This is a genomic window from Flavobacterium tibetense (genome assembly GCF_003293845.1).
Lineage (GTDB): Bacteria > Bacteroidota > Bacteroidia > Flavobacteriales > Flavobacteriaceae > Flavobacterium > Flavobacterium tibetense.
Genome location: NZ_QLST01000008.1, coordinates 91,417 through 105,898, shown reverse-complemented (window position 1 = coordinate 105,898; position 14,482 = coordinate 91,417). Strand labels below are relative to the sequence as shown.

Below are 14,482 nucleotides of genomic sequence, written 5' to 3'. Positions count from 1 at the left end.
AAATATAAGAATCATGAGTAAAGTAATTAAAGTGTTAGGTCCAGGATGTCCGAAATGTAAAACTACTTACACTAATGCATTGGAAGCAGTGAAACAAAGTGGAGTTGCGGCAGAAGTAATAAAAGTAGAAGATATTATGGAAATGATGTCTTATAATATTTTGACAACTCCAGTATTAATGGTTGATGAAGTCGCAAAAATTAAAGGGAGAATCGCTCAAATTGATGAAATTGTGCAATTATTAAAAGAGTAACAATGGAAGCACAAAATTTAGTAAAAGAAATTTGTCCAACAACCACTCAAGCGTATATTGCCAATGGCGCTTTATTGGTTGATGTGAGAGAATTAGATGAAGTTGCAGAAGTAGCTTTTGATGTGCCAAATATCATTAGTATTCCACTTTCTGAATTTGAAAATCGTTTTAACGAAATTCCAAAAGACAAAGAAGTGGTGATCGTTTGTAAGAGTGGTGTAAGAAGTTTGAGAGCGGCAGGTTTTTTAATTAATCATGGTTATGAAAATGTTGTAAACATGAAATTTGGAATACAAAGATGGCTTGAAAAAGGATTTCCTGTAAAAGGTGAAATCAAAAAAACAGAAAATAATTTGGGTTGTTGTTCTTCTTCAAGTTGTTGCTAATTTTAAATTCGAAACATGTTTGATTGGATACAAAATTTTGCCGATTGGTTAATTTATTCCATTTTTTCTATTGATGCATCAAGTCATTTGGGAAAAGCGTTGAATTTCTTTGTCTATGATACATTAAAAATTGTATTGCTACTCTTTTTGATTGTTTTCATTATGGGAATTGTTAATGCTTATTTGCCTATAGAAAAATTAAAAAACTATTTGACTCAGAATAAGTTATTTGGTTTAGAATACTTTTTTGCATCACTTTTTGGTGCCATTACGCCGTTTTGTTCTTGCTCATCGGTTCCATTGTTTATTGGTTTTGTTCGCGGCGGAATTCCGTTGGGAGTAACTTTTTCCTTTTTAATAACTTCTCCTTTGGTTAATGAGGTTGCAGTAGCTATGTTTTTAGGAATGTTTGGCATAAAAGCAACAGTAATTTATGTTACTAGCGGTATTTTGTTAGGAACTTTTGGAGGTTGGTTATTAGGTAAAATGAAATTGGAACATCTATTAACAGATTGGGTTAAACAACTTTTGAATCAATCCAGTTCACAAAATGATTCGTTTGAAGAAGAGCAACTCACGTTTCGTCAGCGATTACCAGAAATAACCAGAAGTGCTTGGGGAATTGTTAGAGGCGTATTACTTTATGTAGTAATTGGAATTGGAATTGGAGCAGCCATGCACGGTTATGTTCCCGAGCAGTTTTTCGCAACTTATTTAGGTAGTGGTGCTTGGTGGACGGTTCCATTGGCAGTTATTTTAGCTGTACCAATGTATGCCAATGCAGCTGGAATTGTCCCTGTGATTCAAGTTTTTGTAGCTAAAGGCGTTCCAATAGGTACCGCAATTGCATTCATGATGGCAACTGTAGGTTTGTCTATTCCAGAGGCTACACTTTTAAAAAAGGTCATGACATTTAAGCTAATTGCTATCTTTTTTGCAGTGGTGACACTATTTATTATTTTATCAGGATTTTTATTTAACGCATTATTATAAACTTATGAATTTTAAAGACATCCATACCAATGAAAAAGATTTGGAAACCAAAATCTTATTTACACCTAATGATGGAAAAGCAATTGCAATTCGATTAGCAAATCAGGCCATTTTGAAAGAGCATATTACAACTGTTCCTGCTTTTCTAATTTGCATTTCAGGAGAAACGCTTTATGAAGACGAACAAGGAAAATCTATTCTTCTAAAAAATGGTGATTTCACATCCATTGAACCTAATGTAAAACATTGGCTAAAAGCAATTTCAGAAAGTCATTTATTACTTTTAAAATAATTTTTAATCGCAACTATTTCAATATGAAAAAATTCCTATTATTATCCGTTTTGTTGTTTGTTTTGCAATCGTGTAAAAAAGAAACAACCAAATCTAACGAACTTTCAACGACCAATGAAGCCACATTTTTTGAATCTCCTGTCGTAATCCAATTCCATTCGGAAAACAGATGCATGACTTGCAATAAAATTGAAGCATTGACATTGGAAACATTAAAAAGTCATCCAGAATTGGAATTCAAATTAGTGAATGTTGATGATGCAAAAAACGAGAAAATAGCAACAGCATTTGAAGCTACAGGAACGGCTTTGTATTTATATAATCCAAAAACAAATGCTAAATTAGATTTAACCGATTTTGCTTTCATGAATGCTGGTGACGAAGAAAAATTCAAATTGGAACTGAACCAAAAAGTCAACGAATTTATTCAATAAATGGATTTTTTAAACCAATTAGCACAAAATCAAGATTTTCCTATTTTGGCTGCTTTTGCATTAGGATTACTGACAGCGGTTAGTCCTTGTCCGTTAGCAACAAATATTACAGCAACGGCATTTATTTCGAAGAATATTACAAGCAAACGAAAAGTAGTTTTAAGTGGATTGCTCTATACTTTTGGAAGGGTTTTTTCGTATACGTTAATTGGGGCATTAATTTATTTTGGATTAAGTAAATTTCAAGTAGCGAAACTTTTTCAGGGAAATGGAGAGAAGTTTATTGGCCCAATTATGATTGTTATTGGATTAATAATGCTCGATGTGATAAAGTTGAATTTTGGAAAAACAAGTAATTTAACCAACCAACTTTCAGAACAATTTAAAACCAAAGGTTTACTAGGTTCTTTTTTAATGGGAGCTTTGTTTGCCATGGCTTTTTGCCCATATAGTGGCGCCTTGTTTTTTGCTATGTTAATTCCAATGACTTTGGCTTCTGATTTAGGTTTAGTTTTACCTGTTGTATTTTCCATTGGAACAGGATTACCCGTAATACTTTTTGCTTTAGTTATTGCTTATAGTATGGAAAAATTAAGCTATTATTTTAAAATGGTAACTCAAATTGAAAAAATAATGCGAAAAGTTGCAGGAATTACCTTTTTCCTAACGGGACTATACTATATCAATATCTATTTAAAAATAATCAACTTTTAAATTGTACTTTTGCACTTTAAAAGCACACCGAATATGCAAATTGGCGAATACAATACATTAGAAATTTTAAGAGATACAAAAGTTGGATTATTTTTAGGTGATGGCACTAACGATGTGTTATTACCCAATAAATATGTACCCAAAGAATTTCAAATAGGAGATAGCTTAACCGTTTTTGTATATTTAGATCATGAGGAAAGACCCGTTGCTACGACTTTAAAACCTTACGTAAAACTGAATGAATTTGCTCATTTAAAAGTGAATTATATCAATGAATTTGGTGCGTTTTTAAATTGGGGAATGGAAAAGGATTTGTTTGTTCCGTTTAGAGAGCAAGCCCGACCAATGGAAGAAGGCAAACGTTATTTGGTCTATTGTTTCATGGATGAGAAAACCAATCGTTTAGTTGCTTCAAGTAAAACCCAACAATTTTTAGACAAAGAAGAAGCCAATTATGCCAATGGTGAAGAAGTAAACTTAATTATTTCGCACATTTCTGATGCTGGAATTAATGTAATTATCAACGAAAAACACCGCGGTTTAGCTTATGCTAATGAAGTCTATGATGACATTAAACCAGGTTTGCGCATGAAAGGGTATATCAAACAAGTGCGACCAGATGGCAAATTAGATGTTTCCTTAAGAAAATTAGGAGTGGAAGCCATTGAACCTTCGGCACAAGTTATTTTAGACGAGTTAAAAGCCAACAAAGGTTTTTTACGTTTAAATGACAATTCGCACCCAGAAGATATCAAAACGGTTCTAAAGATGAGTAAAAAAACCTTCAAAAAAGCCATCGGAACACTCTACAAACAAAAACAAATCGAAATCAAAGACGACGGAATTTACTTGGTATGTTAAACCTTAAAAGATAACAATGCCGACAATAGAAATAGCATCATTTAACTCAATAGGACTTGGACTAAACCAAGCAGATTTTGATGTTGCAATAATTGAAGATAATAAACTTGAAAGTCACCGTGGACTTTTTAACGAGTTGCTTCGACAACAAAATGGGGTAATTGTTCACATTGGTAATCCTGATTTTAAAGACGACAAAGAAGGTGGTTTTTTTGCTGGACAAATTATTGATTGGGACTTTGAACCAAAAGAAATTTTCTTCCCAGAGTTTGACGAAAACGACCCGACAGAAAATCGTGGAGCAAACCAACAATTTAAGTTCAAGTTTTTGAACAATTACAAAACAGACATTGACAATTTATTAAAAATTGCACTTGACAATTCGCCAATTAAAAAGGTCTGTTTTTTAACTGACTATCAATTTGGACCTGAAGAGGGAAAGACTGAAATAATTTACACAATTACAGACTTTTGGAAAGAACACGACAACGAAGGACTTGAATTAAATACTTTGTATGAAATGTATGGAAAATAGAAATTCAGTAAATCACATGAGTTTGACAAAAGAAAATATGGATTCAGTGTTTAAATATTGATTTTTGTTTCGTATCAAGTTCATCGTTGGTAGATAGTTTAGAAGTTTAAATTCGCTTGTTTGCAAAGCGCCAAAATGATATAATTCATGAACAAAAAGAATATTTATTTAGCACTAAGTCTGCTTTCTTTTTTGTTATTGGTAATCGCCATGTTTACCAATGGTGTTAAAATTACTTTATTCGAAATGGAATTTACTGTAATTTGGATTCCCGTTTGGATTTTGTCTTTATTTCTTCCTTTATTCATTTTAGCTGAATTGGCTTTACATCGTGATGAAATTAGTAAACGATTGATTATTGCTTTAGTATTTACAATCGTAAATATGTTTTACATCATTCGTTTTTTTGGATTTCAATTTTTCCCAGAATAAAATTAATCCAATTCAAACGGATAATTACCAAAAAGTGAAGCTAAACGCTTGGCTTGGTAAACTTTTTTGGTGTATTTATTGGACAATGCAATAATCGTAACTTTTTCATTTTTCAATGACACATAGGAAGTGGTATTACCGTGCCACCAACCGTTATGATAATGTACAGTGGTTCCGTTGTCAAATTCATTCAAACGAATGCCTAAACCATAATTTTTTACTCCTTTTTTCTCGTAACTGTAGCCTTTAAATGCTTCTTCTTTTGAAGTTTTAGAAATAAACGCATCGGAATATAAAGCCAAATCTAATTTCAATAAATCTCTTGGTGTTGAATAGATGTTTTTGTCACCATAAATAGCATCTAAATGGTCTAAAGGAACTTTTTGCCACGTACTTTTGTAAGTCAAACTAGCTAATTCTTGTTGATTCTCGAAGTCTAAAACAAAAGAGCTATTCATTTCCAAAGGTTCAAAAACACGCTTTTTTACTGCTGTTTTGAAATCGAGCTGGGTTATTTTTTCTACTACCAATGCCAAAAGTGCGTAATTGGTATTACAGTAAGCGAATCGAGTATTGGGTTTATATTCTAAAGGAATTCCTTTGGTACTTAGTAAATCCAGGATTATTTGATTGGTTAATGTTTTGTTACTGTTCCAAATGTTTTTATTTTCAGAAAAATAGGAATAGTGCGGCAATCCACTACGATGATTCAATAGCATTCGAATCGTAATGGCTTCATGCGGAAATTCAGGAAATAGCGATGTTACTTTTTGGTCTAAATCCAAAAGTTTTTCATCTACCAATTGTAAAATTACAGCCGCTGTAATCACTTTACTAATAGAGGCCAAATGAATGGGAGTTTCATTTGTCATTTCTTCTTTGGTTTTGTAATTAATGTAACCGTTATAATTTTCGTAGATAATTTCTCCGTTTTGGGCAACTAAAAAACCACCACTAAATCCATCATCAGCAATCACATCTTGGTAAAATTGGGCAACTATTTGTTTTTTTTCTGCTACATATTTTTTTGGCAATTTTTCAAATTCAACTTCATACGGATTTACAGGAATAGGTTTAATATATTGCGCAATTTCTTTAGGTTCTTCTTTGGTTTGACAAGAAAAAACAACAATTAGGATTAGGAATAGAGTGGGGACAAATTTTATCATTTTTTGGCTTGAATAATTTCGATAGTGGGGTTAATAGCTAATAAATCTTTTATGAAAAGGTCAACATTTTCGGGCGAAATGTAAATATCATCGTATTTGTTGTAAGTTATAATAATTCCAATGTGACTCAATCCCAATTTCCATGTTACTGGAACAATAATTCCTTTGTGATGTTCGATTTTTCTGATATTTTTAATTTTAATTTTCGATCGAAAAACAGAAGATTTGCAAAATAACTCTTCGTTTTGAATCCTATAATTGGTGTTAAACAAAATGGTGATAAAGAAAATAATGAAAACCAAATGAAAAATACTTATCAAAATAATAGGCAAAGTAAAGCCTTCTTCCAAAATTGGAAAAACAAGTATAACTAGCATAAAAACCATCAAAAACCAATACAACCAGATAGTTAGCTTGTGTTTTGCAGAAGGATAAAATTTCACTTACCAAGTTTTAAGATTCGTCTTGCAATATAATGCAAAAAATGAATTATTTTTACGGAAATTTACATTTAACATAATTTACAATCATCTATTAAATACTTAAGAAATGAGCAAAATCGAATGGGAAACCGTTAGAGAATTTGAAGATATTACATATAAAAAATGCAATGGAGTAGCAAGAATCGCTTTTAATCGACCTGATGTAAGAAATGCATTTAGACCCAATACTACTAAAGAATTAATCCAAGCTTTTTACGACGCACAAGAAGATACTTCAATTGGCGTTGTTTTATTGTCAGCTGAAGGACCAAGTTCAAAAGACGGTATTTGGAGTTTTTGTAGTGGTGGTGACCAAAAAGCCCGCGGACATCAAGGTTACGTAGGTGAAGATGGTTACCACAGATTAAACATTTTAGAAGTACAACGCATGATTCGTTTTATGCCAAAAGCGGTGATTTGCGTGGTTCCAGGGTGGGCTGTTGGTGGTGGACATTCGCTTCATGTGGTTTGCGATTTAACTTTGGCGAGTAAAGAACACGCCATTTTCAAACAAACGGATGCTGATGTAACGAGTTTCGATGGCGGTTACGGTTCAGCGTATTTAGCTAAAATGGTGGGACAAAAGAAAGCCAGAGAAATTTTCTTTTTAGGAAGAAATTATTCCGCTCAAGAAGCTTTTGAAATGGGAATGGTAAATGCCGTAATTCCACATGCGGAACTAGAAGACACAGCTTACGAATGGGCTCAAGAAATTCTAGCGAAATCACCAACGTCAATTAAAATGCTAAAATTTGCCATGAATTTAACCGATGACGGAATGGTAGGCCAACAAGTTTTCGCAGGTGAAGCCACGCGTTTAGCCTATATGACAGACGAAGCCAAAGAAGGAAGAGACGCATTTTTGGAGAAACGTAAACCGAATTTTGAGAAGAAGTATTTGCCTTAAGAAAGGTGTTAGGTGTTGGGTGATGGGTGATGGGTGATGGGTGAAAGAAGATAGATTTTAAGATTTCAAGTTTGTAGTTTATTGTTCTTGGTTTGTTGTTGAATTTTGAATTTGAACTTGATTTTTGATTTTTGAACTTGATTTTTGTCTTTGTTCTTGAACTTGATTTTTGAACTTGAAATTACTCTTGATTTTGTCATTCCGAGCTTGCTAGGAATCTCCTACGAAGTAGGCTAATCCTTGAGCGAAGCGAAAGCAATTGCCCTTGATTTTTGAACTTGTAATTGATTTTTGAATTTGAATTAAATATTGCCTTTGGGTGTCAAAACACTATGAAAAACAAATTTTTAGCCCTATTTTTAGGTTGTACAAGCCTTTTATTTGCCCAAGAAGAAGTTAATGAACCAACAAAATTTCAAGTTGGACTGCATTATGTTGGCAACATTAGAAACAACAATATTATCAGCGATGGATTCAATGGAATCATAGGGATTTCAGGAAGTTATGCTGTTTATCAAAATGAAAAAGTAGCAATTTCTGGTGGATTAACAGTAGATTATTTGCAATCAAGAGATTTATTTTTACCCAATGATATTCTGATTTGGAACCCAAATGCAGCAATAGAAGTGAATATTTTTAATGGAAAAGTGCGACCTTTTTTAGGAATTGGTTACGCTTTCTTTTCTAATGATTTAAAATTTGCAACAGGTGTTTTTGATCCTATGGATCCTGCGATTACCGTACGAGAGAAAAAGCTTAATTTTAACGGATTGACAATTAATCCAGGATTAAAATACCATGTTTCTGATTTGCTTTTTCTTGAAGGAAGTTACAAATATTTCCCAGTAAATTCAAGTGATTTTGAAGGTTCAGCTAATACACATTTTATTACTTTTGGATTAGGAATTAAATTTTAATTATGCAACAACAGCCATTCTCAAACGAACCCCTTTCCATTTCAGATTTACCAAAATTTGAAACGGTGCCCTTGCAACCTTTACAAAAGAAGTATTTCAAAGTAATTGCTTTCAATATATTGGTATTTACCATTTTTCTGTTTTCAGGAATTTCAATTGCTTATACTATGTTTATTGAAGAGTTTACGGTCATGACTGGTGTAGTTGTGGTTGGTTTTCCTTTGGTTGTAATAGTGATAATTTTATTTTTTGCCCGATTGGGATTTCGTAAAAAAGGGTATGCTTTTCGTACACACGATGCCATTTACAAATCAGGAATTATTGTAGAATCCACTACGATTATTCCTTTTAATAGAGTGCAACATGTGGCTTTGCATCAAGGGTTTATCTCTAGAAAATTAGGTTTGGCTACTATCGAATTGTTTACCGCTGGTGGTAGTACTTCCGATTTGCAAATTCCAGGCTTATTGTTGGCTGATGCGCAAAAAATCAAAGAATTAATTGCCAAAAAAATAAATCCAGCTGCTACTGAAAATGTAGTATCAATTGAAGAAGAAAATAAACCTCAAAGTGAAGCAAACGATGCCTAATTCTTCCAATTTCTCTGAACCGCAACGACAATCACTCATTGGAGTCGTGGTTTTATTTGCCAATACCATTCAAAAGACAATTCGTGCTTTTTGGCCATTGGTTTTGATTTGGATGGTGCGTATTGAGTCCATGAACAAGTTGGTTTTGTTCGGAGGAACTTTCGTGGTTTTGGTATTGTTGGCGCTTTTTTCTTATTTGCAATACTATTATTTTACCTTTCATATTGACGAAGAAACCGAAGAATTTGTCATTCAAAAAGGCGTTTTCAACAAAACCAGAATTACGATTCAATTACATAAAATCCAGCAAGTGAACATCAATCAGAGTTTGATTCAGAAATTGGTAAATGTGCATAAATTGGAAATTGATACTGCGGGAAGCGACAAAAAAGAAGCTTCCATTAGTGCTATTTCACACGAATTGGCATTGGCACTAAAAGAACGATTGATTGCGCTTTCAAAAACTTCCAATGAAACAGCAGTAGATGAAATTTCCGAAATAGAAGAGAAGCAAACCTTCATTGCAATCAATTTAATTAGTTTGCTAAAAATTGGAATAACATCTAATTATGTGAGAAGTTTTGCCTTGATTTTATTGTTTTTCTCCACCATTTTAGAGAATATACAAAAGGTGGTTGGCGATGAAGTTTTGGATGAAAACCAAGTCACTAATTATTTGGATTCGTTGCCTATTATAACTTCAATTGTTTTGGTTTTTGGTATCTTTTTTACACTGATTTTGACAGTAAATTTGGTTCGAACGGTAATTAAATATTTCAATTTTACGATCCAAAAAAGTCGAAATTCCATTTCATTGCACTATGGATTATTGGCAACAAAAAATATATTATTGAATCCAAATAAAGTCCAAAAAGTTACCGTTAGTCAGAATTTTTTCCAAAAGAAATTGGACGTAACTTCAGTAAAAGTATATCAAGCATCGAGCGGTGAGCAAGAATTAAAAGCGAAAGATCAAATTGAAATTCCAGGTTGTTCTGTTGCTGAACGCGATAAAATTTTGGCTCTTTTATACCAAAATCTTCCAGTAAAAGGTAAAAAGTTCAAACCCAATTGGCGAAAATTGGCAGTAAACTTGTTTTTCTTCTTACTTTTTCCCATTGCCATTACGTTTTTCTTGAATTGGAGTTTTCAGTGGATTGAATGGGATTTATGGATGATTTACAGTTTGATTTTCATCGTTTTCGCTGGAATATTGGTTTGGTTTTCTTTTAAAAATTACCGATTATTTGTTTCCAATACATTCATTATAAAACAAAATGGCGCTTGGGATATTGATACTTCCATTATAGAACCGTATAAAATTCAAGCGATTGAAACCCATCAGTTTTTTTGGCAAAAAGTAACCAATATTGGCTCCGTAAGTTTGTCAACCGCTGGCGGAACCATTAGTTTTACAACAGCCAATTTTGATGAAATTAAACAATTGGTCAATTATTGGTTGTATCAAGTGGAGATTTCTGAGAAGAATTGGATGTGATGATGATGGGTGATGGGTGATAGGTGGTAGGTGATGGGTGATGGGTGTTTTTGCTAAACTTTGTTTAGCGTTAGCCTAAGGTTAGGAGTTTCCTCGCAAGCTCGGAAAGACAAAAATGTAAACCTGAAACCTGAAACTTGAAACCTGAAACTTGAAACTTGAAACTTGAAACTTGAAACAACAAACAACAAACAACAAACAAACAAAAATAATGAAACACTGGATACAAGCCGCACGATTACGAACTTTACCGCTTTCCGTTTCGGGAATTATAGTCGGAAGTGCTTATGCTTATCATCAAGGATTTTCGGATTGGCGTATTTTGGTATTGGCGTTGTTAACTACATTAGGTTTACAAGTTTTGTCCAATTATGCCAATGATTACGGAGACGGAGTAAAAGGAACCGATGCCAATAGAATTGGTGAAAAACGAATGGTTGCCGCTGGAATCATCACATCGGCTCAAATGAAAAAAGCGGTTTTGATTACCGCTGCAATTACTTTTGTTTTGGCATTATTGCTAATTTACATCGCATTTGGAAAAGAAAACTTTGCCTTGAGTTTGATCTTTATTTTATTAGGAATTGGTTCTATTGGAGCAGCAATCAAATATACGGTTGGGAAAAATGCTTATGGTTACAGTGGCTTTGGTGATTTGTTTGTGTTTCTTTTCTTTGGTTGGGTTTCTGTAATTGGTTCCAATTTTTTGTTTACGCACTTCATTGATTGGAAGTTATTTCTACCCGCAACAGCTATTGGATTATTAAGTGTTGCTGTTCTAAATTTGAACAACATGCGCGATATTGAAAACGATAAAATTGCAGGTAAGAATACATTGGTAGTAAAAATGGGATTGGTTTGGGCAAAAAAGTATCATCAAATTATTTTATTAATCGGGATGATTTGTTTCATGGTTTTTATTTTATTAATCAAATCTTCTTTGTTGCCTGTTTTACTAATTAATATTCCTATAATTATGCATATGAATAAAGTTAATAAATCAGAAAGTTATGAAGACTTTGACCCAGAATTAAAAAAAGTGGCACTAAGCACATTTGCATTAAGTGTATTATTTTGGTTATCTTTATATTTATAAATTCAGTCTTACTACTTTAGTCTAAAATCTTAATACTATCATTATGAAAATCACTTTTTACGGACACGCTTGTATCGGAATTGAAGTAAATGATACACATATTCTAGTTGATCCTTTTATTTCTGGTAATCCAAAGGCTTCTCATATTGATATTCATTCATTGAAAGCCGATTTCATTTTGTTAACACACGCGCACCAAGATCATATTTTGGATGTAGAAGCGATTGCAAAACGAACAGAAGCAGTAATTGTTTCCAACTACGAAATTGCTTCTCATTACGGAAATAAAGGGTTTAATTTCCATCCAATGAACCATGGTGGCAGTTGGGATTTTGAATTTGGCACCGTAAAATATGTAATTGCACATCATACCTCTTCATTTCCTGATGGAAGTTATGGCGGTCAACCGGGCGGATTTGTTATAGAAGGCGAACATAAAAACATCTACATCGCTGGTGATACGGCTTTGACTATGGATATGAAATTAATTCCAATGCGAACGAAATTAGATTTAGCGATTTTACCAATTGGAAGCAACTTCACTATGGATGTCGAAGATGCCATCATCGCCTCTGATTTCATCCAATGTGATAAGATTTTAGGCTATCATTTTGATACATTTGGTTACATCGAAATCAATCACGACGAAGCCAAACGCAAATTTTTCGACAAAGGAAAAGATTTGATGCTATTAGAAATTGGAGCTTTTGTGGAACTTTAATAGAATAATTTAACCGTAAGGTTCGCAATTTTATAAGATCTTCGTGAAACTCTGTGTAAAGCTTCGTGCAACTTTGTGTACCAAAAAAATGATAGCAACCTACAAAAAATACATCCTAAATTTCAAACGCCCAAGCGGCACTTCTCGTGGTGTAATGACCGAGAAAGAAACTTGGTTTTTGATATTGGAAGAAAACGGAAAAATCGGAATAGGTGAATGTGGTATTTTACGAACCCTTTCCATTGACGACCGACCAGATTATGAAGAAAAATTGCAATGGGTTTGCCAGAATATTCATTTGGGAAAAGATAAATTGTGGGATGAATTAATGGAATTTCCTTCCATTCAATTTGGCGTTGAAATGGCTTTTCTTTCGTTACAATCGAAAACACCCTTTGACTTATTTCCTTCGGAATTTACAGAAGGCAAAAAAAACATGTTAATCAACGGTTTGGTTTGGATGGGCGAGGAGCACTTCATGAAAACCCAAATCGAAGAGAAATTAGCACAAGGATTTTCGTGCATCAAATTGAAAATTGGTGCTATTGATTTCGAAAAAGAATTAGGATTATTACGATTCATTCGTCAAAATTTTGATGCTAAAACCATCGAAATTCGAGTAGATGCTAATGGTGCTTTTAATTCAAATGAAGCTTTAGATAAATTAAATCAATTAGCTGAATTTGAATTACATAGTATTGAACAACCAATTAAAGCGAATCAAATTCAAGAGATGAAAATACTATGCCAAAAAACGCCTTTCCCAATTGCTTTGGATGAAGAGTTAATTGGTGTTTTTGGAATAGAAAAGAAACGAAAATTATTGGAAGAAATTCAGCCGCAATACATCATTTTAAAACCTAGTTTGGTGGGTGGTTTCAAAGGAACATTAGAATGGATTTCCATTGCTGAAAGTTTAAATATTGGTTGGTGGATCACTTCTGCTTTGGAAAGTAATATTGGGTTAAATGCCATTACGCAATTTACTTATACTTTAGAAAATCCAATGCCACAAGGTTTGGGAACAGGAGGTTTGTATACCAATAATTTTGATTGCCCGTTAGAAATTGAAAACGGAAACATTGGTTACCATCCAAATAAAGATTGGGAAATATCGAGTTTACTATAAAAAAAACTGTCTAAAAAGTTTTAGTTTGATTCCAAATTTACTTTTTAGACAGTTGTGGATTTAGTCTTTTTTTACTTCACCACCATCTTTAGAAACTTCAATTTCTGTGTTTCCATCAGAATATTCAACACCATCAGCGTTTACTTTTATTTTTGTTCCTTCATTTTCAGTTGCTTCTGGTGCAACTTCAACTGGAGCAGCTTCAATTGGCTCTTCTTCTTTTTCCTTACATGAAACCAAAACTACCATTGTTAAAGCGCCTAATAATAAACTTAATTTTTTCATCGTACAAAATTTTATTTGTTTGACTTACAAGGTAATGCTAATAAATGAGTTTTTCTTCTTTTTTGTGGTTTATTATTGTTTTAATCAATACAAAAACCTTGATTATAAAGAATAAAGTTGTGTAGTTTTACCGATTAACTTACTAAATTTGCACTTTGTATTAGATATTTTATAATCCGCTATTTTATATGTTTCGTTTAAAACTACCAACCGACCCAAGATGGGCAAATATTGCCGAAGGAAACTTAGAAGAAATTCTAACTGATCATGCTTGGTGTGAGTTGAAAGCTGCTTCCAATGCGATTATGTTAATTAATATGTTACCTGAATTTACTGAAATTACAACAGAGTTAACCAAGATCGCCAAAGAAGAGCTAGATCATTTTGAGCAAGTGCATGAAATTATCAAGGCTCGTGGTTGGGTATTGGGTCGCGAACGAAAAGACAGTTATGTAAACGATTTATTCAAGTTCATGAAACCAGGAAACCGCAAGCATTTGATTGTGGAACGCATGTTATTTGCTGCTATGATTGAAGCCAGAAGTTGTGAGCGTTTTAAAGTGCTTTCAGACAATATTCAAGACGAAGCATTAGCTAAATTTTATCGTGAATTAATGATTTCTGAAGCCAATCATTATACATCATTCTTACAATTTGCTCATGAATTAGCAGAAGAAGGGTATGATGTTAAAAAACGTTGGGAAGAATGGTTAGAATTTGAAGCAAAAGTAATTGCAAGTTACGGGAAATCAGAGACGATTCATGGATAAAAAGTTTACAGTCTCAGT

At 33.2% G+C, this 14,482-nt stretch carries 20 protein-coding genes; 17 read left to right on the top strand and 3 right to left on the bottom strand.

Annotated elements, in window-relative coordinates:
• The first annotated feature begins 13 nt into the window (after nucleotides 1-13).
• The 9 genes from DPN68_RS07920 to DPN68_RS07880 all read left to right on the top strand — a co-directional run bounded on the left by DPN68_RS07920 (nucleotide 14) and on the right by DPN68_RS07880 (nucleotide 4,900).
• Nucleotides 14-253, top strand: coding sequence for a thioredoxin family protein (locus DPN68_RS07920; RefSeq protein WP_113989112.1), 240 nt, complete (start codon nucleotides 14-16; stop codon nucleotides 251-253).
• Between the two features lie 2 nt (nucleotides 254-255).
• Nucleotides 256-639 (top strand): rhodanese-like domain-containing protein, encoded by a 384-nt coding sequence (locus DPN68_RS07915; protein WP_113989111.1) that lies wholly within the window; start codon nucleotides 256-258, stop codon nucleotides 637-639.
• A gap of 15 nt (nucleotides 640-654) precedes the next feature.
• On the top strand, nucleotides 655-1,632 hold the full coding sequence (locus tag DPN68_RS07910) for a permease (RefSeq protein WP_113989110.1): 978 nt from the start codon (nucleotides 655-657) through the stop codon (nucleotides 1,630-1,632).
• Between the two features lie 4 nt (nucleotides 1,633-1,636).
• Nucleotides 1,637-1,924 (top strand): cupin domain-containing protein, encoded by a 288-nt coding sequence (locus DPN68_RS07905; protein WP_113989109.1) that lies wholly within the window; start codon nucleotides 1,637-1,639, stop codon nucleotides 1,922-1,924.
• Nucleotides 1,925-1,947: 23 nt separating this feature from the next.
• The gene (locus DPN68_RS07900; protein WP_113989108.1) at nucleotides 1,948-2,358 is read left to right on the top strand and encodes a nitrophenyl compound nitroreductase subunit ArsF family protein; all 411 of its coding nucleotides are present in this window, start codon (nucleotides 1,948-1,950) and stop codon (nucleotides 2,356-2,358) included.
• The gene (locus tag DPN68_RS07895; protein ID WP_113989107.1) at nucleotides 2,359-3,072 is read left to right on the top strand and encodes an aromatic aminobenezylarsenical efflux permease ArsG family transporter; all 714 of its coding nucleotides are present in this window, start codon (nucleotides 2,359-2,361) and stop codon (nucleotides 3,070-3,072) included.
• Nucleotides 3,073-3,105: 33 nt separating this feature from the next.
• Nucleotides 3,106-3,933 (top strand): CvfB family protein, encoded by an 828-nt coding sequence (locus DPN68_RS07890; protein WP_113989106.1) that lies wholly within the window; start codon nucleotides 3,106-3,108, stop codon nucleotides 3,931-3,933.
• A gap of 16 nt (nucleotides 3,934-3,949) precedes the next feature.
• Nucleotides 3,950-4,468: a hypothetical protein gene (locus DPN68_RS07885; RefSeq protein ID WP_113989105.1), complete on the top strand. Its 519-nt coding sequence runs from the start codon at nucleotides 3,950-3,952 to the stop codon at nucleotides 4,466-4,468.
• 147 nt (nucleotides 4,469-4,615) lie between these two features.
• The gene (locus tag DPN68_RS07880) at nucleotides 4,616-4,900 is read left to right on the top strand and encodes a hypothetical protein (protein WP_113989104.1); all 285 of its coding nucleotides are present in this window, start codon (nucleotides 4,616-4,618) and stop codon (nucleotides 4,898-4,900) included.
• A 2-nt stretch (nucleotides 4,901-4,902) separates the two neighbouring features.
• Here the strand turns inward: DPN68_RS07880 and DPN68_RS07875 are convergent, their stop codons facing one another.
• Entirely contained in the window at nucleotides 4,903-6,069 is a 1,167-nt protein-coding gene (locus tag DPN68_RS07875; RefSeq protein WP_113989103.1) for a serine hydrolase domain-containing protein, read from the bottom strand.
• A complete protein-coding gene (locus tag DPN68_RS07870) occupies nucleotides 6,066-6,512 on the bottom strand; it encodes a PH domain-containing protein (RefSeq protein ID WP_113989102.1) in 447 nt (148 codons plus the stop codon). The genes DPN68_RS07875 and DPN68_RS07870 overlap by 4 nt, the downstream gene beginning before the upstream one ends.
• A gap of 106 nt (nucleotides 6,513-6,618) precedes the next feature.
• Here DPN68_RS07870 and DPN68_RS07865 point away from each other — a divergent pair, with 106 nt between their 5' ends.
• The 7 genes from DPN68_RS07865 to DPN68_RS07835 all read left to right on the top strand — a co-directional run bounded on the left by DPN68_RS07865 (nucleotide 6,619) and on the right by DPN68_RS07835 (nucleotide 13,409).
• Nucleotides 6,619-7,458, top strand: a complete 840-nt coding sequence (locus DPN68_RS07865) for a 1,4-dihydroxy-2-naphthoyl-CoA synthase (protein ID WP_113989101.1) — start codon at nucleotides 6,619-6,621, stop codon at nucleotides 7,456-7,458.
• A 332-nt stretch (nucleotides 7,459-7,790) separates the two neighbouring features.
• On the top strand, nucleotides 7,791-8,375 hold the full coding sequence (locus tag DPN68_RS07860; RefSeq protein WP_113989100.1) for an outer membrane beta-barrel protein: 585 nt from the start codon (nucleotides 7,791-7,793) through the stop codon (nucleotides 8,373-8,375).
• 2 nt (nucleotides 8,376-8,377) lie between these two features.
• On the top strand, nucleotides 8,378-8,965 hold the full coding sequence (locus DPN68_RS07855) for a PH domain-containing protein (RefSeq protein WP_113989099.1): 588 nt from the start codon (nucleotides 8,378-8,380) through the stop codon (nucleotides 8,963-8,965).
• Complete coding sequence (locus DPN68_RS07850) at nucleotides 8,922-10,463, top strand: PH domain-containing protein (RefSeq protein ID WP_133256581.1); 1,542 nt, start codon at nucleotides 8,922-8,924, stop codon at nucleotides 10,461-10,463. The genes DPN68_RS07855 and DPN68_RS07850 overlap by 44 nt, the downstream gene beginning before the upstream one ends.
• 211 nt (nucleotides 10,464-10,674) lie before the next feature.
• Nucleotides 10,675-11,559 (top strand): 1,4-dihydroxy-2-naphthoate octaprenyltransferase, encoded by an 885-nt coding sequence (menA, locus tag DPN68_RS07845; protein ID WP_113989144.1) that lies wholly within the window; start codon nucleotides 10,675-10,677, stop codon nucleotides 11,557-11,559.
• Between the two features lie 43 nt (nucleotides 11,560-11,602).
• Nucleotides 11,603-12,280, top strand: coding sequence for a metal-dependent hydrolase (locus DPN68_RS07840; RefSeq protein WP_113989097.1), 678 nt, complete (start codon nucleotides 11,603-11,605; stop codon nucleotides 12,278-12,280).
• Nucleotides 12,281-12,368: 88 nt separating this feature from the next.
• Nucleotides 12,369-13,409 carry an o-succinylbenzoate synthase gene (locus DPN68_RS07835; protein WP_113989096.1) on the top strand — a complete coding sequence of 347 codons (1,041 nt, stop codon included), beginning with the start codon at nucleotides 12,369-12,371 and terminating at the stop codon, nucleotides 13,407-13,409.
• Nucleotides 13,410-13,469: 60 nt separating this feature from the next.
• On the opposite strand, the gene DPN68_RS07830 is transcribed toward DPN68_RS07835, so the two are convergent.
• Nucleotides 13,470-13,694: a hypothetical protein gene (locus DPN68_RS07830; protein ID WP_113989095.1), complete on the bottom strand. Its 225-nt coding sequence runs from the start codon at nucleotides 13,692-13,694 to the stop codon at nucleotides 13,470-13,472.
• A 188-nt stretch (nucleotides 13,695-13,882) separates the two neighbouring features.
• Between DPN68_RS07830 and miaE the strand changes: the two genes are divergently transcribed.
• Nucleotides 13,883-14,464 (top strand): tRNA-(ms[2]io[6]A)-hydroxylase, encoded by a 582-nt coding sequence (gene miaE / locus DPN68_RS07825; protein ID WP_113989094.1) that lies wholly within the window; start codon nucleotides 13,883-13,885, stop codon nucleotides 14,462-14,464.
• Nucleotides 14,465-14,482 lie beyond the last annotated feature (18 nt).